The organism is Edaphobacter sp. (genome assembly GCF_028283685.1).
GTDB lineage: Bacteria > Acidobacteriota > Terriglobia > Terriglobales > Acidobacteriaceae > Edaphobacter.
In genome coordinates this window covers 139,720-164,981 of record NZ_JAPWKF010000007.1, presented here as the reverse complement: position 1 = coordinate 164,981, position 25,262 = coordinate 139,720, and the positions used below count along the sequence as shown (strand labels likewise).

Below are 25,262 nucleotides of genomic sequence, written 5' to 3'. Positions count from 1 at the left end.
CGCAGGAAATAAGGGAGACGCTAACTATGTTCCGCTCGAGCCCCTTCGAACTGACCGGACCGATCGCTGACTTCGACGCGATCAAGATCCAACTTGCCAGCCCCGAGAAGATCCGCAGCTGGTCCCACGGCGAAGTTACCAAGCCGGAAACCATCAACTACCGTACCTTCAAGCCAGAGCGTGACGGCCTGTTCTGCGCCCGCATCTTTGGACCGATCACGGACTGGGAGTGCCTCTGCGGCAAGTACAAGCGCATGAAGCATCGCGGCGTGATCTGCGATAAGTGCGGCGTCGAAGTAACGCTGTCCAAGGTTCGCCGTGAGCGCCTGGGCCACATCGAGCTGGCCTCGCCCTGCTCGCATGTATGGTTCTTCAAGGGCCTTCCTTCGCGTATCGGCCACCTTCTCGACATCTCGCTGCGCGAGCTTGAAGCCGTTCTGTACTTCGAGTCGTATGTTGTCGTCGATCCAGGCGATGCTCCTGTCAAGGAGCGCGAGGTCATCAAGGACGAGACCAAGTTCCGCGAGCTGGACCAGCAGTATCGCCCCACGGGCTTCAAGGCCATGATGGGCGCCGAAGCGATCAAGGAGCTGTTGAAGCGCGTTGAGATCGACGAGCTTGCGATCGAGCTGCGTGAGCGCATGAAGCAGGAGTCGTCGCTTCAGAAGAAGCTCAAGTACTCCAAGCGTCTCAAGATCGTTGAGGCCTTCCGCAAGTCCGACAACCTGCCGCAGTGGATGATCCTCGACGTGATCCCCGTGATCCCGCCGGAGCTTCGCCCGCTGGTGCCGCTGGATGGTGGACGTTTCGCAACGTCGGACCTGAACGACCTGTACCGCCGCGTGATCAACCGTAACAACCGCCTCAAGAAGCTGATGGACCTGCACGCTCCCGAGGTCATCGTGCGTAACGAGAAGCGCATGCTGCAGGAGGCCGTCGACGCTCTGTTCGATAACGGCCGCCGTGGCCGCGTGCTGCGCGGTGCGAACAACCGTCCTCTGAAGTCGCTCTCCGATACCCTCAAGGGCAAGCAGGGCCGCTTCCGTCAGAACCTGCTCGGCAAGCGCGTCGACTACTCCGGCCGTTCCGTCATCGTCGTCGGCCCGGAGCTGGCGCTGCACCAGTGCGGTCTTCCGAAGAAGATGGCGCTCGAGCTCTTCAAGCCGTTTATCTATCACCGTCTGGAGCAGACGGGCCACTGCACGACCATCAAGCAGGCCAAGGAGATGGTCGAGATGCAGGAGCCGATCGTCTGGGACATCCTGGAAGAGGTCATCAAGGATCACCCGGTGCTGCTGAACCGCGCCCCGACGCTGCATCGCCTCGGCATCCAGGCCTTTGAGCCGGTCCTTGTCGAAGGCAAGGCCATCAAGATTCACCCGCTGGTCTGCACCGCCTTCAACGCGGACTTCGATGGTGATCAGATGGCTGTGCACATCCCGCTCTCGCCTGAGGCGCAGATCGAGGCTTCGGTGCTGATGCTGGCATCGCACAACATCCTCTCGCCTGCGAGCGGACAGCCGATCACGGTTCCGACGCAGGATCTTGTTCTCGGCATCTACTACCTCACGAAGGCGAAGATCAATGCCAAGGGTGAAGGCCGCGTCTTCGCCAACATCGAAGAGGTGCTGATGGCGCTCGAGGCCAAGCAGGTCGAGACGCTCACGCCGATTCGTCTGCGTTACACCGGTCCCGTGCTCGACATGACGACCGCGTACGACGATCAGGACCTTACGCATACCGAGCCGGTGGAGTTCAACAAGCAGTACATCAACACCACCGTCGGCCGTGCCATCCTGAACGATGCTCTTCCGGAGAAGATGCCTTATGTCAATGGCCTGCTCAAGAAGAAGGGCATGGGGCAGCTGATCAACTACTGCTACCTGAACCTTGGTCTTGAGGTTACGGTGAAGACGCTGGACCGCATCAAGGACCTCGGCTTCCGTTACGCGACGCGTTCGGGTCTGTCGGTTGGCCTGGACGACATGGTCATCCCGGAGTCGAAGTACACCGTTGTCTCTGAAGCTGAGAAGCAGGTCATCAACGTTCAGCAGCAGTACCTTGATGGTGCGATCACCAACGGTGAGCGTAACAACAAGGTCATCCAGATGTGGTCGAGCGTCACCGAAAAGGTGGCCGACGAGATGTTCAACAACATGAAGCGCGCGGACAAGGAAGGAGCCATGAACCCGATTTACATCATGGCCGACTCCGGTGCTCGTGGTTCGAAGCAGCAGATTCGTCAGCTCTCCGGTATGCGTGGACTGATGGCCAAGCCCTCGGGCGAGATCATCGAAACTCCGATCACCGCGAACTTCCGCGAGGGTCTGACCGTGCTGCAGTACTTCATCTCGACGCACGGCGCTCGTAAGGGCCTTGCGGATACTGCACTGAAGACCGCTGACTCGGGTTATCTGACCCGTCGTCTGGTCGACGTGGCGCAGGATGTGATCATCTCGCAGAACGATTGCGGCACGGTGGAAGGCATCTATGTGACGCCGATCATCGAAGCCGGCGAGACGATCGAGCCGCTGCGTGACCGTATCATCGGCCGCGTCTCGCTCGAGAAGCTGAAGGACTACGAAGGCAAGACGATCGTCGAAGTGAACCAGGAGATCGACGAAGATCTGGCCAGCGCCATCCAGGCAGCCGGTATCGAGAAGGTGAAGATCCGCTCGGTGCTGACCTGCGAGTCCAAGCGCGGCGCCTGCATCCTTTGCTACGGCCGTAACCTTGGCTCGGGCAAGATGGTGGAGATGGGCGAGGCAGTTGGTGTCATCGCGGCTCAGTCCATCGGTGAGCCCGGAACCCAGCTCACGATGCGTACCTTCCACATCGGTGGTACTGCATCGCGAGTCTCTGATACCTCGCACATCGAGGCGAAGAACACGGGTACGGTTCGCTTCATCAATCTCGTCACGGTTCGCGCGAAGTCGGGCGACCTGGTTGCGATGAACCGGAACGGTTCGATCGCGATCATCGATGACAAGGGCCGTGAGAAGGAGCGCTACGCAATCGTCTATGGTGCGAAGCTGAAGGTTGAAGACGGTGCTACCGTCGCTCTGGGCGATCGCCTGGGCGAGTGGGACCCCTACACCTTCTCGATCCTCACCGAGATTGCCGGTACGGTTCAGTTCAAGGACCTGCAGGAAGGCGTCACGCTGAACGAAGAGATCGACGAGGTCACGGGCCTCTCGCGTCTGGTCGTTGCGGACTCACCCGACGAGAAGCGTCAGCCGACGATTCTCATCAAGTCGGCCCAGGGTAACAAGCGTTACCTGATGCCGAGCCGCGCTCACCTTATGGTGGTCGATGGCGACGAGCTTTTCCCGGGCGACGTCCTGGCGAAGATCCCGCGCGAAACGACCCGTACCAAGGACATCACCGGCGGTCTGCCGCGTGTCGTCGAGCTGTTCGAGGCACGCAAGCCGCGTGACCCCGCGATCATCTCGAAGATCGACGGTGTGGTTCGCTTCGGCGATGTCACCAAGGGACAGCGCAAGGTCTACGTTACGGCTGACAACGGGCAGGAAGAGGAGTACTCGGTTCCGCGTGGTGTCTATGTCAACGTGCAGGAAGGCGAGCGCCTTCGTGCCGGTGACGCGCTGATCGACGGTCCTCGCAACCCGCACGACATCCTTGAGGTGCTCGGCGAGCGCGCTCTGCAGCAGTACCTGGTGAACGAGATCCAGGAAGTCTACCGTCTGCAGGGTGTGGCGATCTCCGATAAGCACATCGAGGTCATCGTTCGGCAGATGCTGCGCTGGGTGAAGGTCGAAGAGGTAGGAGATACCGCCTTCCTTATCGATCAGCAGACGGATCGCTTCCGCTTCAACGAAGAGAACCAGCGTGTGCTGATGAGTGGCGGCAAGCCGGCGATTGGTCGCTCGTTGCTGCTGGGCATCACGAAGGCGTCGCTCTCGACCGACAGCTTCATCTCGGCGGCGAGCTTCCAGGAGACCACTCGCGTTCTGACCGAAGCCTCGATCAACGGCTCGGTGGATACGCTGCGCGGTCTCAAGGAGAACGTCATCGTCGGTCGTCTGATTCCCGCTGGCACTGGCATGGAGTACTACCGCAATGTCGAGCTCTCTCCGGAGCTTGAGGAGGCGGCAGCCCAGGTCCAGGCCGAAGTCCAGGAGGCGCACGACGCCGAAGAGCGCGAGCTCGAGGCGATGCGTATGGAAGGCGAGCAGGAAGAGATGGCAGCCGAGTAAGACGGCTCACGAAGCGCTTACTGCTTCAAACTCAAAACGGCAGAGCTTCGGCTCTGCCGTTTTCTTTGGCTGCTACTAAAAGAAGGAGTCTTTCATCACGATTTCCTTGCAACGCGGAATGAAAGCGGTATGCTCAAGGACGTTCCAATACTTTTGTGAGTGGGGATCAGGATGAAGAGAATACTGTGTTTGATGCTTGCATCCGCCGCGACACTGCTGGCGCAGTCGACAGTACCGGGTTCGTGGACCGTTACCGGTGATGTTCAGGGTTACCCCATCAACGAGTCGTGCAGCTTTGCTCAGGACAAGGATAAGATCGCCGGCACCTGCAAAAACGGCGAAGGGAAGACCTTCGATACGACGGTGACCGTCGCTGAGAAGAAGGTCATCTTCGTCCATGGCGGGGAGTATCAGGGAGAGGCTCTCACGCTGACCTTTACCGGATTTATGAATGACAAGGGAGAGCTCGGTGGCGATATCGATGTACAGCCACTGAATGTTTCCGGGACATTTACGGCGAAGAAGGCGGAGCAGAAGTAACTTCTTTTCGCTACGTAAGCGTGCTTGCAAATGGAAACGGCGGACTCATAGATAGAGTCCGCCGTTGAACGTTTGTGGCGTTCAGAAACTGATTTAGCGAGCCGCGCCGACCAGGGTGATGTCGAGATTCAGCGGAACTTCTGTGGGCTGATTGCTGACCGTCCCGGGAGCAAAGCGATACAGGCTGACTGCTGCGAGCACGTTGCGATCGACGAGGACCCCGGCCGATTCAACGATGTGCAGGTCGGAGGGAACTCCATCCTTGCCAACGATCATGCCAACAACAACGTGGCGGGGGCCGCTGTAGGAGAGCGACGAGTTGTTATCGAGTGCAACGTCGGTCGAGTGGATCAGCTTGGGGGCAACAACTCCGGTCGAGATGCGGAGGGCCTTGGTGGATGCGGTGCGGTCACCGGCGCCAGCGAGCTCGGCAGGAGCAGCAAGCCGGGACTCCAAAACATTCTTCGGTTGTGCAGGCGAATTTGCCTGAGCGTGAAGCATAACGGGGGAAAGGATGAGCGAAGCTAGAAGTGCTTGACGCATTATGTTTCTCCTGAGAGTTTTGAAGTACCCGTCACCACTATAAAATTTACTGAATACAGTTGTCAAATGCTAAATTTTAAAAAATATAACTCGTTTATTATCAGCGCTTGAGTTTCATGGATAACTCAGTAAGCATCCTGTTTTGAATGGCTTTACCGTTTATCGCCCGAATCCCTTTGCGGGCTCGTGGCGAAACGTTTTGGGGTACTCCTCAGCTGGCCAAGGGATATCGGCCGTGGGATGGCACCTTGAACCCGGCCATGTGGCGTATCCTCTTGGGAATGAGAGAGGTTCTTGTCATCGATGTCGGCGGCACCCATGTGAAGGTGTCATCAACCAGTCAGCAGTCCCCCCTGAAGATTCCCTCCGGTCCGACGATGACCGCCAAGCTGATGGTGGAGCAGGTAAAGCTTGCCACCAAGAACTGGCAGTATGACTGCGTCTCCATTGGGTATCCCGGCCCAGTCGTCCATGACCGTCCTCTGGCGGAGCCGCATAATCTGGCAGCAGGATGGATCGACTTCCCGTACGAAAAGACATTCGGCAAGCCGCTGCGCTTCATCAACGATGCGGCGATGCAAGCCCTGGGGGGCTATCGCGGCGGCAAGATGCTCTTTCTCGGAGTGGGCACAGGCCTGGGGTCTGCGATGATCGCCGAGGGGCTCGTTATTCCGTTGGAACTCGCCCATCTGCCATACAAGAAAGGTCGTACCTACGAGGAGTGGGTCGGCAAAGACGGTTTGGACAGGCTGGGAAAGAAACGCTGGCGGAAGTCAGTGCTGGACATCATGGTGCGTCTTAAGACTGCGCTGATCTGCGACTATATTCTGCTCGGCGGAGGCAATGCCAAGCTGATGAAGTATCTCCCACCGCACGTCATCCTGGGCGATAACGGCAACGCGGTCATCGGGGCATCCGCTTATGGCAGAGTACGGATGAGCGGATGGTTCTCTCTCCGGACATGCAGTCTCTCAAGCCGGTGCTGGCTCCGGCCAAGAAGGCGGCGAAGGGAAGGCGTTCCGCGACGCGATAACCCTGACGGGGGAGGCGTGACGTCCGGTTCTGGGGTAGTCTGAAGACGTTTCCGAAGTCTTCGGAACGAGGGGTCGCGATCACTACTGAAACCGCATGGAACGCCTCTAGTGTGCCTTCCGCAGGCGGTCGTCCGCTTGCGGCGTCGCCGGCTGAGCCGACGCCGATCGAACAGGTCGTCGAGGCTCTGCGTGGGATAGCGGTATTGGATGGTCTGACGGAGCAGGAGTATCGCTGGTTCGCGACGCACAGTACGGAACGCGTTGGGGAAGATGGGGCGCTCATCTTCTGCGAAGACCAACCCTCCTTTCATATGACCATCATTCTGCGCGGAGACGTGATGGTACATCGCCGCAAGTCCGGGCCGGTTTCGCGCTTTGTGGGGCGTACGGCGCACCTGACGGGTAAGCTTCCATTTTCGCGAATGAAGTCCTGGGGCGCGGACGGACGATGTGTGGGAGAGGTCTGGGTGCTGGATATTCACCAGGATCTCTTCGGTGAGATGTTGCAGGTTATTCCCTCGATGGGGCAACGCAGTGTGACGCTCCTGCTGGACCGCGTTCGCGACTTTACCCGCATGGATGAGCAGGCGGAAAAGCTGCTTGCCCTGGGAAAGCTGGCTGCGAATCTCTCCCACGAGCTCAATAATCCGGCCTCGGCTGCACAGCGTTCCGCGTCGATGATTGCCGCCGAGTTAGTGCGCACGGACGAGGCAAAGTATCGACTGGGGAGGATGTTCACCTCAGAGGAGCAACTGGAGCAGTATCATCAGTGGTTTCGGAATCTGCAACAGGACGTGCGCAACAGCTTCGAATATTCGGCGTTGCCGCGAAGCCCTCTGGAGGCGAGCGACCGGGAGCAGGAGCTGTCGGAGTGGCTTGCGGCGCATGGTGTGATGACCCCCTGGGAGTATGGGCCGATTCTGGCGGAGATGTGCGTCACGACGGCAAAGCTGGAGCAGCTGGAAGCAATCGTTGGCCCGAGTGTGTTGCCGATGGCGATTACGACCGTCTCCGGTTCGCTGCAGGTCGAGGCGATGTCGCACACGGTGATGGATTCCAGTGAACGGATCTTCGAACTCATCAGCGCGATTCGGGGGTATTCGTTTATGGATCAGGCGCCGGTGCAGGAGATCGATCTGGTCGAATCGATTCGCAACGTGCTGGCGATGTTTCGCTCGCGCATGAATCGCGTGGAGACGAAGCTGGAGTCTGAACCGGAGCTGCCCCTGGTCAGCGCATACGGCAGTGAGCTGAATCAGGTCTGGTCGGCGTTGATCGAGAACGCTCTGGATGCGATGCACGATGAAGGCATTCTGACGATTGCGATTCGGTGTACCGCAAAGATGGTGCTGGTTGAGGTTCGGGATAACGGGCCGGGAATCCAGCCAGAGATTCAGTCGCGCATCTTTGAGCCTTTCTTCACCACCAAGCCCCTGGGGACGGCCATGGGACTGGGGCTGGATACGGTGCAGCGTATCGTCGGAAAGCATGCAGGATCGGTCGCGATCGACTCACGCCCCCATGCCACCTGCTTCCAGATTCGGCTTCCTGTCAATCTGCTCCAGGCCTACTAGCGTTTGAGGCGCATCGTTGTTCAACAACGCAGAAGATTGCGCTGTTCGAAAACGTATTGGCCGGGGTATGCTTGACGCCACCGGAGCGGTCATCCGGAGGTCATGCAACAGAACGACTAGGAGGCATCTCTATGCTGAGCCTGTTGTGGACAGCCCTGATTGGGCTGGTTGTCGGCGCCCTTGCCAAGTTGATTATGCCAGGGAAAGATCCTGGGGGAATTTTGATCACGATGGTCCTTGGAATCGCAGGATCGTTCCTCGGAACGTTTCTCGGCAGGATGATCGGACACTATCAGGAAGGGCAGTCGGCCGGGTTTATCGTCTCGCTGATTGGAGCGATTCTGCTGCTTGCGATCTACCACTTCTTCCGCAGAAACCAGACAACCTGAGCATCCGTATCAGATGCTCTGCAGGATGCTCAGTCCGTTGCAGGATCCTGCGGTATTCGCGAACTCGCTGAATGGCACGGGCCCGGCGATGTAGTTGCCCTGGGCCTCATCGCACTTTCGGCGCATCAGGAAGCGAAGCTGTTCGTCGGTCTCGACGCCTTCGGCGACGACGCGGATGGAGAGCCCGTGCGACATGGCGATGATGGTTCGAACAACAGCGGCTGCGTTCGGGTCGGTCCCAGCCTGCTTGACGAAGCTCTTGTCGATCTTGAGGCGGTCAACCTGGTACTGCAGCAGATAGGAGAAGCTCGAGAAACCGGTCCCGAAGTCGTCGATGGAGATACGAACGCCAAGCTCACGGATACGCTGCAGCTTGCTCAGATTGTTGTCCGTATTGACCATCAACATGTTTTCGGTGATCTCAATCTCGAGGTTGCGTGCAGCCAGCCCACTTGAGGCCAGCGCATGTTCGATCACCTCGACCAGGTTGCGTTGCTGTAACTGTCGAGGCGACAGATTGACGGAGACGGTCAGATCCGACCCCAGCGTGTCCTGAAGAGTTTTGCCCTCATGGCAGGCGGTCATGAAGGCCCATTCTCCGATGGAGATAATGAGGCCCGTCTCTTCTGCCAGCGGAATAAATTGTGCAGGAGATACGCTGCCGAGCTTGGGATGCTTCCAGCGCAGCAGGGCTTCCATGCCTGTCACCAGGCCGGTGGTCAGCGAGAGCTGTGGTTGATAGTGCAGCGACAGCTCCTTGTTGGCAAGGGCATGGCGTAGTGCATGCTCCATGGTGAGCCGATCGGCGGTCTCCTTGAGCATGTCCTCGGTGAAGACCTGGTGCTGGTTGCGGCCACGCTCCTTCGCAGCGTACATGGCCGAATCGGCACGCTTGAGCAGATGCTTGGCGTCCGATGCGAAGTCGGGGTAGACGCAGACGCCGACGCTGGCCGTGACGTTGACGAGGTACTCGTCGATCTTGATCTCGGGTGAGAGTTTGGCGACGAGGTTCGAGGCGCAGAGCTCGACGTCCGCCAGCGAGGTGATGTCCGTCATTACGACGACAAACTCATCTCCTCCGACGCGGGCGACGACGTCGGTGCTGCGAACCGCGCGCCGGAGCCGGGTGGCGGCTTCGATGAGAATCTGGTCTCCGGAGGAATGACCGAGAGAATCGTTGATGCGCTTGAACTGGTCCAGGTCCACCACAAAAAGCGCCACCTTGGTTCCATAACGCCGAGCGCGCTCGACTGCTTCGACGGTCTTGTCCCGGAGCAGAGCGCGGCCAACGAGGCCTGTGAGCTGGTCATGGGTCGCGAGGTGCGTGACGTATTGGAGCATCTGGCGACGGTCCGTGATATCGATCGCGATACTTACATAGCCATTGATCTCACCTGATTCCGAAGAGACGGCGCGCATGGCCACGCTAGTCGGAATGCGGGAGCCGTCACGGCAGATCAGGGTCCACTCCTTCTCGTCGACCGTTCCCGCGGACGCTCCTGCAGTAAGGATCTCGAAGCCGATCTGCTCGATGTCGTCGGCGTAGTCATGGGCCGGCTCGGCGCGCGCTGTCAGTTCGCGCTCATCGTAGAGAACCGTGATGGAGACATTACCCACCAGCTCCGTTCGCGAGTACCCGGTCAGTTTCTCGGCAGCCTGGTTCATGGCCGTGATGATGCCGCGTGTGTCCGTCGCGATAATGCTGAAGGGTGCGTGTTGAATTACCGAATCCGTGAACGTGACGAGCTGCTCGTATCTTTGCTGGGCGGACTTGGTCTCGCTGATATCGCTGGATGTAACGGCGAGGCCATCTCCAAGACGAATGACCTGGTAGCGGATCCATGAGGGCCTGATATGAGCTTCCGCGGGAACCTCGTACATCTCAGTGCGGGGGATGCCGGTTTCAGCGACTTCGCAGAAGACCTCGAACATGCGTTTTGTCAGCAGGCGGGGAAGAGCTTCGCTGAAGTTCTTCCCGACGATCTGGACCTGGGACAGGCCAATCTGATCCTGGGCGTTGGCATTGACATACTGTACGCGGAAGTCAACGATCCTTCCTTCACTGTCGCGGACGGCATCGAGCAGGCAGAAGGCATTAAGACAGGATTCGGTTGCGGCGTGGAAACGTGAGAGCGCTTCCTCCTTCTGCTGATGAGCGATCCGGCTGTATCGATCGTGAAGGATGGCCCAGAGCGCCAGCGTGATACCGGCGACTGCGATGACGATGGTGAATGCCTGGCTCTCGTGCAGCCCTTGGTGGATACTCCAGACTAGGGAAAGTCCAAGAAACAGGGACACAACGACGAATCCAGCCTTCCACATCCACGGTCGGGGGGAGTCCAACACCCAAGCCCTCAAGGTTCTATCTCGTGTTCGAAGTCGGTTGGTGTTGTCACGGGAAACGAGTCGCAAATCGCTTCTTTAACAACAAGTTATGTGTATGGTTGCGTGTTGGCCTGATTAGGTTGCTTGCGGTATGGATCCAGTGCTGTGATCGTAGTTCAACAGCCTTATTTATGAATCACTTTCTCTGAAAACTTTAATAAAAGCCATCATTTTTTTAGTCCAAAGGTCTGTAGACCTCTGGGATGAGGATTGTTCTGAGTCGTTTCAGGCCATATGACCGGATAAGCGCAACATATTTCGCGAGATCTCGTCTATACGGGCGTATGCCGCTCCAAAAAATGGCCGCTCTCCGCTCTTGGGCATGGATCGCTCTTATATCCCTGATTCCTCTGTCTGGCCGTGCGCAGTCGAGTGCCGTGACTTCAGCGGCCCAGACACAAGCTGCACCGGCGACCACGGCTCCTACTATCTCTGTCGATGCCCGCCTGGTCAACATTCCTGTGGTTGTTCGCGACAAGAAGGGAGCTCTCGTCCGCGACCTGCACAAGGATGATTTCGATCTGCAGGTGGATGGTCATCAGCAGACGATCCGTTACTTCGATCTAGACAGCAATCTGCCTCTGACCCTTGGCCTGTTGATCGATACCAGCTACAGTCAACGCGATGTGATCGACGACGAGCGCGAGGCGAGCGGCACCTTTCTGGACGAGATGCTCAAGACGGACAAGGATCGGGCCTTTATCATCCAGTTCGCCAATCAGACGGACCTCCTGGCCGATCTCACCAATTCGCGGCCCAAGCTGCAGGCCGGATTGAAGCAGGTCGACACGCCGAGCCGGAGCAGCAACAATTCGTCGAATGACCCCTCGGATGATTCCGGCAGCGGTAGCGGAAGACAGCAGGGCAGGGGCGGACACGCCGGCGGCGGAACGACGCTCTACGATGCGACGTTCCTGGCATCGGATGAGTTGATGAGCAAGCAGAAGGGGAGAAAGGCGCTGATCATCCTCTCCGATGGGGTCGACAACGGAAGCAAAGAGAACCTGGTGAAGTCGATTGAGTCGGCGCAGCGCGCGGACGCCATTCTCTATGCCATTTACTTCAAAGGAAGCGAGTCGAACTCCGGCAACCACGGCAACAACGGGGGGCACGTTCCCCGTGGCGGCGGCATCGGGTTTCCTGGAGGCGGAGGAGGCTATCCAGGGGGTGGTGGTTATCCGGGTGGCGGCGGAGGTCGTGGTGGTGGCGGCGGGCGCGGCGGTCCTGGAGGCGGCGGAAACAGCCATGTCGATGGAAAGAAGATCCTGGAGCGGATGACGCAGGAGACCGGAGGGCGTCTCTTCGAGGTGTCGAAGAAGCAGACGGTCGCCCAGATCTACGATCAGATCGCCGAGGAGCTGCGTTCACAGTACCGGCTGGGATATACCCCGGATACGGCGACGGCGGCGGATGGATATCACCAGATAGATCTGACGGCGAAGAAGAAGGATCTGCGTCTCCAGACGCGGGACGGGTACTACACCGGAAACAAGGATTAGACCCCGGACGTTCCAAACGAGCCGGAAGCGGTTTGCGTCTCCTCTGCCCATGTTGCATCTTAAACAAGACAAGTATCTTGTTTGAGGAATCCATATGGGCAGATTCATGTTTAAGTCATTCTTACGGCGTTTTGCGGTCGCCGCACTCTTCACGGGTCTTCTGGCCGGGGTAACCGCGCAGGCGCAGATGACGGTGCCGTTCGTCAAGAAGAACATCTATTCGGACACGGCGAACGCCAGGATGGATATCTCCGCAGCGGTGAAGAAGGCAAAGGCGGAGCGGAAGCGGGTCATTCTGGACTTCGGCGGAAACTGGTGCGGTGACTGCCAGGTGCTGGACTATTACATGCAGGACAACGTGAACGCTCAGCTTCTGGCGAAGCACTTTGTCGTCGTCCACGTGGACATCGGCCGCTTTGACCGGAATGTGGATGTTGCGAAGCAGTACAAGGTTCCCATCGAGAAGGGAGTTCCCGCGCTCGCGGTGCTCGATTCGAATGGCGCACTTCTTTATTCCCAGGCAAACAAAGAGTTTGAGAATATGCGTAACATGAGGTCGAGCGACGTCACGGAGTTCCTGAATCATTGGAAGTCGAAGTCCTAACCTATCACCGCTACTGCGGATATCATCGGGCATCTTCAACCGTCCCTGGAGCCTGAGACGACCCTGTGAGACAAATGCTCCGCATCCACGTCATTCTCCATCGCGCGGTCTTGAAGGCGGTGGAGCATGACGTATTCAATCTCGCGCAATCGGCGGCATATTCGGCGATGGTGGCGTTGTTTCCAGCCATGATCGTCTCTGCTGCGGTGATTGCGGTGCTTCCGGATAACGCTCCGATTCGCAACCAGGTCAGCTACTTTTTCAGCCGGATTCTGCCGCCGCAGGTGATGCCGCTGCTGGAAGCCTATTTCCAGCCCCACAGCTCCAAGTCGGCGCAGGCTTTGCTGCTGGCTTTTTTAGTCTCGCTGACCGGCGCGTCAAGCGTGATCGCGACCTATATGGAGGGGCTTCGCCGTGCCAGTGAACTGCCGGGAGACTGCTGGACCTTTGTGGCGCGACGGATGCGATCGTACGCCCTGGTGCCTCTGTCGCTGCTTCCGCTTGGTATCGCCAGCATGCTGGTCGTCTTCGGTCATTTCGTCACCCGATGGCTCGCCTACCATGTGGTGCCCTCCATGCGAACGGAGGTCTACGTGGTTGCTTCGATCATTCGCTGGGGCGTGGCTCTCGCAAGCTCCATCGGCCTGATTGGCCTGATCTACCACATGGGGACACCGTCGCGTCAGCCATGGCGGCAGGTGCTGCCCGGTGCCGTCGCCGCCACGGCGATGTGGTTTCTGACGACGCTGACTTTTGGCTGGTATGTCACCCGTTTCGCCAACTACTCGCAGGTCTATGGTTCGCTGGGCGCGGGCATCGCCTTGCTGTTCTGGCTCTACATCATCTCGCTCAGCGTCTTCTTCGGGGCGGAGTTTAATGCGCAGTTTCATCTGCATGGCCATATGCCGGTAAACGATCAGAACGCAGAGCCATCTTAGCCTTTCCGCCTCCAGACGGTTAGAATGTCCAACGGAGCACCTTTGTGTGATCCATTCAGCGAGATCGACATTACTCTCGCGGCGTTTGAAAGGGACTTCAGCAACAATTTCTCTATGACCACCAAGGCTTCTTTTATCGACACCCTCTCAAACGGAGCCGGCACTCTTCGCCGCGCTAAGATCGTCGGAACCCTGGGGCCGGCCTCAAGTTCGATCGAGGTCTTCCGCAAGCTGGTACGCGCAGGACTCGACGTGGCACGACTGAACTTCTCGCATGGATCGCATGAGCAGAAGGCGGAGCTGATCCGCATGGTGCGCCAGGTCTCGCGCGAGGAAGGGAAACCGATCTGCATTCTCGCCGACCTGCAGGGGCCGAAGATCCGTACCGGCAAGCTGAAGGATCACAAGCCGGTGCAGCTGGTTGCGGGCAAGCAGATCATCATCACGCCGCGCGAGATCGCAGGTACCGCAGCGATGGTGGGAACAACATTCACCACGCTGGCCGAGAATCTTGAGCCCGGCTCCCGCATCCTGCTCTCAGATGGCCTGATCGAGCTGATGGTCGAGCAGATCAAGGGCGGCGACGTTGTCTGCCGCATCGTCAACGGCGGCACGCTGGGCGAGAACAAGGGCATCAACCTGCCGGGCATCCCGGTGAAGGTACCGTCGCTGACAGAGAAGGACGAAGAAGATCTGGTCTTCGCCGTCGGTGAGGGCGTGGATACGATTGCTGTCTCCTTCGTGCGCACGGCGGACGACGTCCGTCATGTCAAGAGCCGCCTGGCTGAGCTGAACTCGGATGCGTGGATCATCGCGAAGCTGGAGAAGCCGCAGGCGATCGAGCACCTTGACTCAATTCTCGAGGTGACGGATGCCATCATGGTTGCGCGTGGCGATCTCGGCGTCGAGGTTCCTCCGGAGAAGGTACCGGCGATTCAGAAGCACATCATTCGCCGCGCCTCGGAGTATCGCAAGCCTGTGATCACGGCGACGCAGATGCTCGAGTCAATGATCGAGAATCCTCGTCCGACCCGCGCTGAGGCCTCCGACGTGGCCAATGCCGTCTATGACGGCACCGATGCCGTGATGCTTTCGGCGGAGAGCGCGGCCGGCAAGTATCCGGTCGAGTCGGTCGCCATGATGGCGAAGATCGTCATCGAGACCGAAGAGCAGATCCGCCGCGATCCTCCTCCGACGAAGCATCATGCACGCGGTGTTCGTCTGTCGGTGGCCGAGACGATCTGCGAGTGCATGGCGCATTCGGCGCAGGACCTGGACATGGCGGCGATTGCAATCTTTACCGAGAGCGGCGCCACGGCGCGGCTTCTGTCGAAGTACCGTCCTGACCCTCCGATCTTCGCTCTGTCGCCGTTTGAGAAGGTGATCAACCGCTCGATGCTGTTGTGGGGAACGTATCCTCTGCTGTGCTCGCGTTTCCATGACACGGATATGCTGGTGAATATGGCCGAAGATATTCTGGAGCTGCATGCGGGCGTTCAGGAGCGTCAGATCGTCGGCATCGTCGCCGGTACGCGGACACGCTCGGGTGCGACTAACTTCATGCGGCTGCACATGATCGGCGATCGGGAGAAGGATGTTCCTGCCCGTGCCGCAAAGTCAAAGGCGGCAAAGAAGTCCGCGAAACCCGCGAAGAAGGCTGCTAAGCCAGCGAAGAAAGCGGCAAAGCGTCGCTAAATCGTTTGACCGCTTGGAAACATTGAAAGGCCGCCCGGCGCTGGGCGGCCTTTTTGCATCCGGTCACGATTCTCTTGTCGATTGCCGCGCCGGGGCGTACCCTAATCGCATCGCGAAACCCCGTCTGTTCCGCGTTCTTTCCCCTTGCCTACAACTCAATTGCACGCTGTCTCAGGAGTGAGTCCCATGTCGCAGCTCTCGAACGATTCCGCCGCCTGTAGTGGCTTCTCTCGCCGCTCGTTTCTTCGTACCGCCTCCGCGTCGCTTGTCGCCGCCCCTATCCTGACCGAGGCCCACTTTGCCCGCGCTGCCATGATGGACGCAGCTGCCGGCGTTCCCGAGTTCACCATGAAGGGCGTCTACATCGACGCGAATGAGAACCCGCTCGGCCCTTCTGAGAACGCTCGCAAGGCCATTGCCGATATCATTCCCAACGGCGGACGCTATGCGATGCCGGTTTACATCGGCGTGATGAAGTTGTTCGCTGAGCAGATGGGCGTGCCGATGGATCACGTGATGATCTACGACGGCTCCAGTGCTCCTTTGCATTTCACGACACTTGCATTTACGTCTCCCTCGCGCAGTTTCGTCTGTGGCAATCCGACCTACGAGGCTGGACAGCGCGCGGCGGATGTAAACGGCGCTAAAATTCACGCGGTGCCGCTGTCGAAGGACTATTCACACGACACCGAGGCGATGGTAAAGGCCGATCCCAACGCCGGGCTTATCTACATCTGCAATCCGAACAATCCGACTGGAACGATCACGTCGAAGGCACAGATTGACTACGCTGTCGCCAACAAGCCGGCGGGCGCGGTGGTGCTGGTCGATGAGGCGTACATCCATCTTTCGGACGCAACCTCGGCCATCGATCATGTGAAGGCAGGGAAGGATGTCGTCATCCTGCGGACCTTCTCAAAGATCTACGGCATGGCCGGCATTCGCTGCGGTTTTGCCATCGGTCGTCCCGACCTGTTGAAGAAGCTGGAGACCTATGGCCAGTCGCCCATGCCGATCACCGGCATGATCGCAGCGCAGGCCAGCCTGATGGATGCCAGTCTGGTGCCCACGCGGAAGAAGCTTATCGCCGATACGCGCAACAAGACCTTTGCGTGGCTGAAGGCGAATAACTATGACTTCGTGCCATCGGAGAGCAACTGCTTCATGATCGACGTGAAGCGTCCGGGTAAGGAGATTCGCGCTCTGATGGCGAAGGACCAGGTCTACATCGGCCGCAGCTGGGCCGCGTGGCCGAATCATGTTCGCGTCACGGTGGGTCTGCCCTCGGAGATGGAGACCTTTCAGGCATCATTCAAAAAGGCGATGAGCACGTCGGCTTCGGCGTTCAATGAGCGTCCCTTTGTGCGGCGTGACGAGGACGGACTCTACGTCTAAGCAACATGGTCTAAGGCAACGTGCAGGGTAATAAGAAAGCCGCCTCGATATGAGGCGGCTTTTCTGTTCTGTCGTGAGAGGACGTTACTTCTTCGCCTCGAACGCCGAGGACGCCTTGTTCATCTCCTCGGCGGAAACATCGTGTGAGGAGACGAGGATGCGGTAGTGGAAGGTGATGGTCTTGCCTTTGTCGACGGTGTAATCGAGCTGCGGCATCTTGTTGTCGAAGATCTTCTGTCCCAGCGGATTTGCGGCGAAGAGGCCGTAGCCGCGGGCGTGCCAGAAGGTAGGGTAGTTGGGGTTGCCGGTGTGATCGAGGATGGCGATGGTCTCGGTGTGACCGTCGGTGGTGTGGCCGGTGAGCTTGCACCACTTGCCGCGCGTGGACCACACGGCGTCGCCCTCCTTGCCTTCGCTGGTCAGATAGACACCCGTGGCTCCGGCAGTATTGCCGGTGACCGTGGTTGGCCGTCCGCTGGCGTCGGCGAAGACGCCACCCTTCTCGGTTGCTGACTCCAGGAAGTGAGCGACGCGGATGCCGAGCATTCCCTCCTTGTCGTCATGGAAGACGACCTTTTCGAGAGCCGTCATCCTAACGGTCATGTCGATCATGCGGGTGTCGCCCATCTGCGAGAAGACGTACTTCGTGCGCTGGTTGAAGATCTTCTGGCCCGCGCCGGTCTCCCAGACGGAGTCGGCGACGAGTTCGCCGCTGGCTCCGCTTTTGGTGGAGACGATCTTCTCGTGGTGGATGGTGCCCATCTTCGGCGCCTGTTCCGCTTTGATCGCGGTGGAGTTGTTCCAGAAGTCGAAGCCGTTGGCGTTGCCGTAGTTGAACCACACTCCGGCGTGATGAGGATGATCGACACGCTCGCCATCGCGTGGTTCAAGCGGATACCCGCGGGTCACCGTCACACCATCGGCGGCGACCAGCGGGAAGAGCACAGGCTTCATTAGCGAGTTGGGCCAGACATACGCGGTAAAGGGCTTTCCGTCGATGGTGACATCGACGCGCTGCTTCGCCGTATCTGTCTTAACCTCAACCTTTGCCCACGCCGCGTGCAGACTGCTCATGACCAGAAGGGAGCCCGCCAGCAGCTTATGCATGCGCCTTGCCTCCAGCCAGGATCTGCTGGGTTTTCTGATCGAAGGTGATCTTCTGGCCGGTCTGAATGGCCGCAATGCACATGCACAGGGCGACGGAATGACTGTAGCCGGCATCGACGTTGGCGTTGGGCTGCTTGCGTGAGCGCACGCACTCCATCCAGTTGCGCATGTTGGCGGAGGTCTGAGGATCAGCTCCGGTGTTGGCAGCGGTGGATGCAGCCTCAGCGTGTTCGCTCAGGGCAAAGGTGGGCAGGAGATCCGCCTTCATGTTCATCTCAGCCGCAGCCTTCGCCGTGAGGCCGCCCTCGGAGTTGACGACCTGCTTGTCCATATCCAGCGAGCCGCCGTTGGAGTAATAGATCTCCTTGACGCCGCCGGCGGAGTTGGTCTGCCGCGAGGAGTAGAGCACCTGGAAGCCCTTGGTCAGATCGTCTTCCGGGCCGTAGTCGAAGACCGCCGTCATGGTGTCCCAGTTCTTGCGGCCGTCGTGCCACTGGTAGATGCCGCCGTTGGCGACGACGCTGCGCGGGTGAGGATAGCCGGTGAACCAGTGCACGGTGTCGATCTGGTGCACGAGCCACTGGTCGGGAATGCCTGAGGAATAGGGCCAGAAGAGGCGGAACTCAAGATACTTGCGCGCGTCGAAGGCCTCATAGGGCTGGTCCATCAGATAGCGCTTCCAGTCGGTGTCCTGCTCCTTGAGCAGCGGCACGACGTCGGGACGGCGCCAGCGGCCGGGCTGGTTGACGTTCCAGGTCATCTCAACCATGTTGATGTCGCCGAACTTGCCGCTCTTGATGTACTCGTAGGCCTTCTGGTAGCTGGGCGTCGAGCGGCGCTGGGTGCCGATCTGCACGATCTGCTTGTTGGCGTGAACGGTGTTGCGGATGGCGAGCGCGTCCTTCATGGTGTGCGCGAGCGGCTTTTCGACGTAGGCGTCGCGTCCGGCCTTGACGGCCTCGACACCGTGCTTGGCGTGCTGGAAGTCGGCGGTCGCGATCAGAACGGCGTCGACGTCCTTGCGGGCGTAGAGCTCGTCGTTGTTCCGAACCGTCTCAACCTTCGGGCCACCCTTCTTTTCAATGTAGGCGACGCCCTCATCACGGCGGCGGTTCCAGAGATCGGAGATGGCGACGAACTCGAAGTTCATCTCCTTGGAGTGCTGCAGGAAGGAGGGAATCAGCGCGCCCTTCATGCGGTCGCCGCAACCTACCACGGCAGTGCGCACGCGATCGTTGGCGCCAACGATCTTGGCGTAGCTGGTTGCGTTCCATGTTGCGACGGTGCCGGCGACGGCCGCGCCCATCTTTACAAAATCACGACGACTGGTCTGTTCAGGTGCCATCTTCTTCCGCTCCTCCAAAGGGTGCAAGCTGCGGAGACAGGGATCTGCTTCGAGTGAATCAGCATCCAGATTCAAAACGAAGAGTTGATCGGTTCCGTCAGCGGCGGAAGTGTACAGAAGCGAGGATTGGCTTGACCACTAAAAGAAGGGAATGGTCGATAAACGAACGGAAATCAATAGTTCCCCCTGAAAGGCTCGCCATCGAGTCGGCTTCTTTGAGTGAAGAGGATTGGGGTGGTCGAGCCATTCCCGGAGAATCAGTGGTGTTTGAAGTACTGGATGGCGCGTTCATGCTGCTCAGCCTTCTCGCGCGATGCGAAGGTCCCCAGGTTTCTCCGTTTGCCGGTCTTGGGATCGGCGTGTCGGGAGTAGATGCGGAACTCGCCGGTTTTGAGTTTGCGGATCATCGTGAAATTCCTCCTGCGTGTGATGAGATGCCCTGATGTTTCTTCCCCGTTTTCCGCATTCGAGAAGCCCATACAATCAGAGACATGGGCCGCATACGTATCCTGTCCGACCTGGTTGCGAACCAGATTGCCGCTGGTGAGGTGGTGGAGCGTCCCGCATCGGTCGTTAAAGAGCTGCTGGAAAACTCCCTCGATGCCGGGTCGACGCGCATTCGTATCGAGGTGGAGGGTGGCGGCCGCAAGCTGATCCGCATCGTCGACAACGGCCACGGCATGATGGCCGATGATGCTCTGCTTGCCTTCGAGCGGCATGCAACGTCGAAGCTGCGAACGTCGGACGATCTGCTCTCGATTGCGACCCTGGGTTTTCGCGGGGAGGCCCTGCCGTCGATCGCCTCCGTCTCGCGGCTGACGCTGGAGACGCGGGCAGCGGAAGAGGAGGCGGGCACCGTCGTCGAGATCAATGGCGGCCATATCCAGCGTGTGGAAGCCGCAGGGCTGCCGGTAGGCACGACCATCACGATTCGCGACCTCTTCTTCAACACGCCTGCACGCCGCAAGTTCCTGCGCTCAGAGCAGACAGAGTTGTCGCACATCGCGGCGCTGGTGACGCACTACGCGCTGGCGAATCCATCGAAGCACTTTGAGCTGCACTCTTCGACACAGGCTTTGCTGACCGCACCTGTGACATCGAGCAACGGCGACCGCCTGTTTCAGATCTTTGGCCGCGATACCAGCATGCACATGCTGCCGACAGCGGCAGAGATTGATTTCGCGCGCGCGGGGCTGCCTGAGCCGCCGCCGTGGAAGAGGGAGCCGGACTACGAGTCACCTGCACCGGGGATGCTGCGACTCTCCGGGTTTGTCTCGAAGCCCGACCTGCAGAAGCTGAATCGCAACTCGATCTACATCTTCGTCAATGGAAGACTGATTCGCGATCGCCTGATCCTGCACGCGCTGACCGATGCGTATCGCAACATCATTCCGCCGACTTCGTATCCGGTTGTGTTGCTGTTCCTGGAGATGCCGCCGGAAGAGGTCGACGTCAATGTGCATCCAGCGAAGACGGAGGTTCGCTTCCGGCAGTCGGCGTTCATTCACGACTTTGTCCGCGACTCCGTGCGCAATACGCTGATGCACGCGCGTCCGGCAGCAGACTTCCTGCAAGCGTTGAACAACAACTCGCCGCTGGCCAGTGCATCGCTGCTGGTCGATGTCAGTCCGCTGCCAGGAGATCCCTCGCAGCCCGGCTTCGATCCGCAGTTGCCCCCGACGTCCTTTGGCTCGGAGGGAGTTGTTAGCGCAGAGGAGATCGCCTCATTTACTCTGCAACCCGCGGCACAGCCTGCAATCGCTGAGCGTCTGGACTTCAGCCATCCGGCTATTCCCGTGGGCTACTCCGACGAAGCCGTACTGACGCCGGATGGAGAGGCGCAGACGCTGAACGCGCTGGCCACGCTGCGTCCGCTGGGACAGTTACGAGACTCCTTCATTCTGGCGGTCAATGACGAAGGTCTCTGGATCGTGGACCAGCATGTAGCTCACGAGCGCGTGCTGTTCGAGAAGATTCTGCGCGATCGCGAGGTGGAGCGCGTGCAGCGTCAGCGCCTGCTGATGCCGGTGCTCATCGATCTGCTTCCGGCGCAGATGATCACATTCGCCCGGCTGGCTGCGGAGCTGGAACGCAATGGGTTTGAGGCCGAGCCCTTTGGCCCGAAGACTATCGCGATCAAGGCTGCCCCGGTTGGTCTTGAGGGAAGAGAACTGGAGCGGATGCTGGAAGAGGTTCTGGCTGTCCCGGATCGTGAGCAGCAGACCGAGAACGCAGAGGCGCGCCGGCATCGCATCGCGGCATCGATTGCCTGTCATGCTGCGATCAAGATCAACACTCCACTGGAGCCGACCAAGATCGATTGGCTGCTGCGTGAGCTGGCAAAGACGGAGCACCCGACCAGCTGCCCGCATGGGCGGCCTATCGCACTTCGATACTCCATGAAAGATATTCAAAAAGCCTTCCAGCGAATTTAAATGCACGCCAAAAACAATACGAGGAGCGGCAAAGGTGCCGCTCCTCGTATGTCATGTCTGGACGTATTCCTTTTACGTGTTGACCTTTACTACTGACCACCTTGTCCTGCCTGAGCAGGGCTGACGTTAACCGTAAACTTCGTGCCGTTTGAGATGGAGATGTTCTGGTTCTGCGCATCCAGAACTCCTGCGCTCTCAGGTGTGGTCGGCGCGCTCAGCATAACGTTCGGCATATTGCCTACCGGCACGCGATCCTGCGCGCTCTTCAACATGGCGCCCTGTTGAGCCGATGCCTCGGTACTTCCAGTGGCTGTCGGCATTGGCTGAGAGGACGGGGCTGAGGAAGCGCCGCCTCCGCTGGCTCCAGCCGATGATCCGCCACCGCCGCCTGCAGAGGGAGCCATGCCTCCGCCAGGAGAAGGCATATCCATCGACTGCGCCATCGCCGGACCTGTTACCGACGTGACTGCGGCGCGGATAGGCATGTCTTTGCCATCCTTCGTTACAGCGCGATTGAGAGAGATGACCAGGTGAGAGTTCTTCTGCTCCTTGGACTTCGGCGTGACTTCAACGACATTACCGACCAGCCTGGTTCCTTTCGGAATGGCATTGCCGTCCGGCAGTTTGGCGTCCGCGGTTGTCTTGGCATCGACCTCGTCACCCGCCTTCGCCTTCTTCGTGTCGATGTTTTTGGTGAATTCGGCTTCCAGGCTTGTGGCTTGCACCTGAGCAGCCGTTTGCTTCTGTTGTGGGGATGCGCCTGTGTCACTCGTCGCCTTTGGCAAGGACCCACCCTGGGTTGTTCCCGGCGTCATGGCCGGGTCTGGAGCCTGCGGAGTAGCCGTTGTTTGCGCCGACAGCGTGATGGACATCACGGTCAGCGAGGCCACAGGCAAGATTGTTCTGATCATGTTGCGGAGTGAGTTTTGCTGCATCCGTTCTCCTTTCATGCCATGCCATCTGCGCTTTGGCCGGCTTTTTCGCTGCCCGCCAGCCCTGCGCACAGTTCTGTGACGACAGGAGCCATACTCGCGTTGCTTTTGAGACATGCGCCAACTGTGGTTGCACAGGGATTTGGGCGGCTAAGTGGTATGGTTCGAGTGGTTCAGGGAAGAATGTTACTCGGGAAGATTTTCCGTGCGAAAAACGGGAGGCCGGATTACGTCTTTTGCAGCACTTTTTGCCCCCATCCGGGAGCCGATTTACTGATATTCTTGATCTTGCGCGCGACTTACCCAGAACGCAGCGCCGTATTTTTCTCTCGACCCAGGTTGAGACCGCTGCCAGCCGTCTCCGGCGCAGCAAGGAAGGCAACACCTTGAGTAATCCAGGCACTCCCTCGGCAGGCCAGCTGGCCGCTACGCGCGTCGCGCACTGGCATCACGATGCCCAGCCAATTTTGACCATCAACATGCTGCGCGACTGGCTGAACACCTCAGGCCTGGTACTCTACACACCCCGCATCCAGCAGCTTCCTGCTCCCGCGCCCTCCTTCGTCGAGGTGATTCTTGGAGCAGCAACGCCTGCGCCGACGCTCGCAGAACTGGCGGAGCCCCGCACGATGCTGGCCCGCCTGATCGCGGACAGCGGAGCGATTCCGCTGAATCTTCTTGGATCGCCTAACGGGGCAGGAACGGAGACGCCGGATTTTATCGTCTCGCCGTTGGCGTTCCCCTACATCTTCACTATGCGGGGCGACAAGACCTGGAAGCAGCCTCCCGCAGTCAGCGGAGCCAGCAGGGTCTCTCCTCTGGCGCTTGCCAGCTACAACCTGATTACGACCAAGGGGCAGATGACGGCAGCAGAGCTGGCGACCGATCTTGGCAACGAGGTTACCGAGTCCGCCGCTCTACGCGCCCTTACGGAACTCTGGCAGCACCTGCGTGTCCTGCCCCTGTTTCAGGCGGATGGCTCTGCGACGCTGTGGGAGCTGGCTACGACGCGCTACACCAAGCAGATCAAGGCAGGCGCCAACGCCGGACAGCCTTCCGCGCTTTCGGCGCTGACCTCGCTCTACCTGAGCCAGGCGATCCTGCCAACCGATGAGGAGATTGAGATCTTCCTGTCGCCGCTGGCTTCGCGCTCGCGCATCCGGGAGGTCCTCAACGCGCTGAACTCCGCGCGGCAGCTGGATAGCGTCGTCATCGACGGCAAGGCACGCCCCTACATCAGCGGAGAGTTCCCAACGCTCGCAGAGCTTCCGGAAGTCGTTGCGCCGGCTGCAGACGACGTGGACGCTCCTGCCGCTACGACCGAGGGCGACGCGTCCGCGCCGAGGGAACGCATCTCGAAGTTTGCCCGTTCGTCCAATGGCGAAGAGCGGCCGCGGAAGCCGTTTGTGCGCCGTGACGGCGAACAGAGCCGTTTTGCAGATCGTGGAGGGCGCCCCACTGATCGTGGAGATCGTCCGAAGCCCCGGTTTGATGGACGTCCCGACCGTGAGCGTCGTCCCTTCAACCGTGAAGATCGTCCGTCCAACCGCGGAGACCGCCCGGACTTCACTAAGCCGTGGAATGACGATCGCCGCGATCGCCCGGCACGTCCGCCGCGCAGCGTCGAAGGCCAGTCTGGTGGAAACTCGGAACGTCCGTCGCGTCCGCGATTTGATCAGGACCGTGGTGGAGAGCGTCGCAGCTTCAGTGGACGCGAACAGTCTGGCGAGCGCCGCAGCTTTGGCGACCGCGCGCGCAGTGGACCGCCCTTCCGCAAGTTTGATGCTCCGCGCGACCGCTTCAAATCGCCGCGCAGTGAAGGCGGGGAGGAGTCGACCGAGAAGCGCTTCGATGGCGAAAGGAAGCCTTTCGGGGATCGCAAGCCCTTCGGTGAGCGCAAATCGTTTGGCGATCGCAAGCCCTTCGGCGACCGCAAACCTTTCGGCGAAAGGAAGTCTTTCGGAGATCGCAAGCCGTTCGGGGACAAGCCGGCCTTCGGTGAGCGCAAGTCGTTTGGCGACCGCAAGCCTTTCGGTGAAAGGAAGTCTTTCGGGGATCGCAAGCCGTTTGGGGACAAGCCGGCCTTCGGTGAGCGCAAGTCGTTTGGCGACCGCAAGCCTTTCGGTGAAAGGAAATCTTTCGGAGATCGCAAGCCGTTTGGGGACAAGCCGGCCTTCGGTGAGCGTAAGTCGTTTGGCGACCGCAAGCCTTTCGGTGAAAGGAAATCCTTCGGAGATCGCAAGCCCTTCGGTGACCGTAAGCCTTTTGGTGATCGCAAGCCGTTTGATGGAGAGTCGCGCGATCGTGCTCCCTTCAAGGAGCGTCGTAGCTTCGACGGTGGTGGAGAAGGCGCACGTCGTCCGCGCCGGTCTCCCGAAGAGGGTGGGGCGCCTGCATTTGGCAAGAAGCCCTTCGGCAAACCTTCGTTCGGAAGGCCCTCGGGTAAACCGTTCGACAAGCCCTTCAAGAAGGGACCGGGCTTTGCCGGAAAGTCGGATCGCCCCTTCAAGTCTTCTGCCAGTGGACCTCGCAAGGAAGGTTCGTTCGGAAAATTTGGTGGTAGCAAGAAGCCGTTTGCCAAGCGCGATACCCCTCGAAACAAGGGGCAGGAATAAGCCTGGGTACCGCCC

At 59.4% G+C, this 25,262-nt stretch carries 18 protein-coding genes; 12 read left to right on the top strand and 6 right to left on the bottom strand.

Annotation, left to right across the window (positions count from 1 at the left end; translation table 11 throughout):
* Window positions 1–26 precede the first annotated feature (26 nt).
* On the top strand, window positions 27–4,217 hold the full coding sequence (gene rpoC, locus PW789_RS11520) for a DNA-directed RNA polymerase subunit beta' (RefSeq protein WP_299376167.1): 4,191 nt from the start codon (window positions 27–29) through the stop codon (window positions 4,215–4,217).
* 192 nt (window positions 4,218–4,409) lie between these two features.
* The gene (locus PW789_RS11515; protein WP_299376164.1) at window positions 4,410–4,757 is read left to right on the top strand and encodes a hypothetical protein; all 348 of its coding nucleotides are present in this window, start codon (window positions 4,410–4,412) and stop codon (window positions 4,755–4,757) included.
* Window positions 4,758–4,850: 93 nt separating this feature from the next.
* On the opposite strand, the gene PW789_RS11510 is transcribed toward PW789_RS11515, so the two are convergent.
* Window positions 4,851–5,213: an energy transducer TonB gene (locus PW789_RS11510; RefSeq protein WP_299376161.1), complete on the bottom strand. Its 363-nt coding sequence runs from the start codon at window positions 5,211–5,213 to the stop codon at window positions 4,851–4,853.
* 368 nt (window positions 5,214–5,581) lie between these two features.
* Here PW789_RS11510 and PW789_RS11505 point away from each other — a divergent pair, with 368 nt between their 5' ends.
* From PW789_RS11505 to PW789_RS11495, 3 genes are all read left to right on the top strand, one after another.
* Window positions 5,582–6,376 carry an ROK family protein gene (locus tag PW789_RS11505; RefSeq protein WP_299376158.1) on the top strand — a complete coding sequence of 265 codons (795 nt, stop codon included), beginning with the start codon at window positions 5,582–5,584 and terminating at the stop codon, window positions 6,374–6,376.
* 68 nt (window positions 6,377–6,444) lie between these two features.
* Entirely contained in the window at window positions 6,445–7,908 is a 1,464-nt protein-coding gene (locus tag PW789_RS11500; protein ID WP_299376155.1) for an ATP-binding protein, read from the top strand.
* A gap of 131 nt (window positions 7,909–8,039) precedes the next feature.
* Window positions 8,040–8,297: a GlsB/YeaQ/YmgE family stress response membrane protein gene (locus tag PW789_RS11495; RefSeq protein ID WP_299376150.1), complete on the top strand. Its 258-nt coding sequence runs from the start codon at window positions 8,040–8,042 to the stop codon at window positions 8,295–8,297.
* A gap of 9 nt (window positions 8,298–8,306) precedes the next feature.
* Here PW789_RS11495 and PW789_RS11490 read toward each other — a convergent pair whose 3' ends face one another.
* Window positions 8,307–10,595 (bottom strand): EAL domain-containing protein, encoded by a 2,289-nt coding sequence (locus PW789_RS11490; RefSeq protein WP_299376148.1) that lies wholly within the window; start codon window positions 10,593–10,595, stop codon window positions 8,307–8,309.
* Window positions 10,596–11,059: 464 nt separating this feature from the next.
* Here PW789_RS11490 and PW789_RS11485 point away from each other — a divergent pair, with 464 nt between their 5' ends.
* The 5 genes from PW789_RS11485 (at window position 11,060) to PW789_RS11465 (ending at window position 16,813) form a co-directional block, all read left to right on the top strand.
* A complete protein-coding gene (locus PW789_RS11485; RefSeq protein ID WP_299376145.1) occupies window positions 11,060–12,181 on the top strand; it encodes a VWA domain-containing protein in 1,122 nt (373 codons plus the stop codon).
* 106 nt (window positions 12,182–12,287) lie between these two features.
* A complete protein-coding gene (locus PW789_RS11480) occupies window positions 12,288–12,785 on the top strand; it encodes a thioredoxin family protein (protein WP_299376142.1) in 498 nt (165 codons plus the stop codon).
* Between the two features lie 74 nt (window positions 12,786–12,859).
* The gene (locus PW789_RS11475; RefSeq protein WP_299377850.1) at window positions 12,860–13,723 is read left to right on the top strand and encodes a YihY/virulence factor BrkB family protein; all 864 of its coding nucleotides are present in this window, start codon (window positions 12,860–12,862) and stop codon (window positions 13,721–13,723) included.
* 114 nt (window positions 13,724–13,837) lie between these two features.
* On the top strand, window positions 13,838–15,418 hold the full coding sequence (pyk, locus tag PW789_RS11470) for a pyruvate kinase (RefSeq protein WP_299377847.1): 1,581 nt from the start codon (window positions 13,838–13,840) through the stop codon (window positions 15,416–15,418).
* Between the two features lie 186 nt (window positions 15,419–15,604).
* Entirely contained in the window at window positions 15,605–16,813 is a 1,209-nt protein-coding gene (locus PW789_RS11465) for a pyridoxal phosphate-dependent aminotransferase (RefSeq protein ID WP_299376139.1), read from the top strand.
* A gap of 84 nt (window positions 16,814–16,897) precedes the next feature.
* Here PW789_RS11465 and PW789_RS11460 read toward each other — a convergent pair whose 3' ends face one another.
* From PW789_RS11460 to PW789_RS11450, 3 genes are all read right to left on the bottom strand, one after another.
* A complete protein-coding gene (locus PW789_RS11460; protein ID WP_299376136.1) occupies window positions 16,898–17,920 on the bottom strand; it encodes a PmoA family protein in 1,023 nt (340 codons plus the stop codon).
* A complete protein-coding gene (locus PW789_RS11455; RefSeq protein WP_299376133.1) occupies window positions 17,913–19,265 on the bottom strand; it encodes a Gfo/Idh/MocA family oxidoreductase in 1,353 nt (450 codons plus the stop codon). The genes PW789_RS11460 and PW789_RS11455 overlap by 8 nt, the downstream gene beginning before the upstream one ends.
* A 257-nt stretch (window positions 19,266–19,522) precedes the next feature.
* Entirely contained in the window at window positions 19,523–19,672 is a 150-nt protein-coding gene (locus PW789_RS11450; RefSeq protein ID WP_299376129.1) for a hypothetical protein, read from the bottom strand.
* Between the two features lie 84 nt (window positions 19,673–19,756).
* Between PW789_RS11450 and mutL the strand changes: the two genes are divergently transcribed.
* Window positions 19,757–21,700 carry a DNA mismatch repair endonuclease MutL gene (gene mutL, locus PW789_RS11445; RefSeq protein WP_299376125.1) on the top strand — a complete coding sequence of 648 codons (1,944 nt, stop codon included), beginning with the start codon at window positions 19,757–19,759 and terminating at the stop codon, window positions 21,698–21,700.
* Between the two features lie 89 nt (window positions 21,701–21,789).
* Here mutL and PW789_RS11440 read toward each other — a convergent pair whose 3' ends face one another.
* Window positions 21,790–22,635 carry a hypothetical protein gene (locus tag PW789_RS11440; protein WP_299376122.1) on the bottom strand — a complete coding sequence of 282 codons (846 nt, stop codon included), beginning with the start codon at window positions 22,633–22,635 and terminating at the stop codon, window positions 21,790–21,792.
* 383 nt (window positions 22,636–23,018) lie between these two features.
* On the opposite strand from PW789_RS11440, the gene PW789_RS11435 reads away from it, so the two are divergent.
* A complete protein-coding gene (locus PW789_RS11435; protein ID WP_299376117.1) occupies window positions 23,019–25,247 on the top strand; it encodes a hypothetical protein in 2,229 nt (742 codons plus the stop codon).
* Window positions 25,248–25,262 lie beyond the last annotated feature (15 nt).

Coding starts and splice junctions, on each gene's coding strand:
- rpoC (WP_299376167.1), top strand. CDS start 27: ATGTTCCGCTCGAGCCCCTTCGAACTGACCGGACCGATCGCTGACTTC.
- PW789_RS11515 (WP_299376164.1), top strand. CDS start 4,410: ATGCTTGCATCCGCCGCGACACTGCTGGCGCAGTCGACAGTACCGGGT.
- PW789_RS11505 (WP_299376158.1), top strand. CDS start 5,582: ATGAGAGAGGTTCTTGTCATCGATGTCGGCGGCACCCATGTGAAGGTG.
- PW789_RS11495 (WP_299376150.1), top strand. CDS start 8,040: ATGCTGAGCCTGTTGTGGACAGCCCTGATTGGGCTGGTTGTCGGCGCC.
- PW789_RS11480 (WP_299376142.1), top strand. CDS start 12,288: ATGTTTAAGTCATTCTTACGGCGTTTTGCGGTCGCCGCACTCTTCACG.
- PW789_RS11475 (WP_299377850.1), top strand. CDS start 12,860: ATGCTCCGCATCCACGTCATTCTCCATCGCGCGGTCTTGAAGGCGGTG.
- pyk (WP_299377847.1), top strand. CDS start 13,838: ATGACCACCAAGGCTTCTTTTATCGACACCCTCTCAAACGGAGCCGGC.
- PW789_RS11465 (WP_299376139.1), top strand. CDS start 15,605: ATGTCGCAGCTCTCGAACGATTCCGCCGCCTGTAGTGGCTTCTCTCGC.
- PW789_RS11460 (WP_299376136.1), bottom strand. CDS start 17,920: ATGCATAAGCTGCTGGCGGGCTCCCTTCTGGTCATGAGCAGTCTGCAC.
- PW789_RS11455 (WP_299376133.1), bottom strand. CDS start 19,265: ATGGCACCTGAACAGACCAGTCGTCGTGATTTTGTAAAGATGGGCGCG.
- PW789_RS11450 (WP_299376129.1), bottom strand. CDS start 19,672: ATGATCCGCAAACTCAAAACCGGCGAGTTCCGCATCTACTCCCGACAC.
- mutL (WP_299376125.1), top strand. CDS start 19,757: ATGGGCCGCATACGTATCCTGTCCGACCTGGTTGCGAACCAGATTGCC.
- PW789_RS11440 (WP_299376122.1), bottom strand. CDS start 22,635: ATGCAGCAAAACTCACTCCGCAACATGATCAGAACAATCTTGCCTGTG.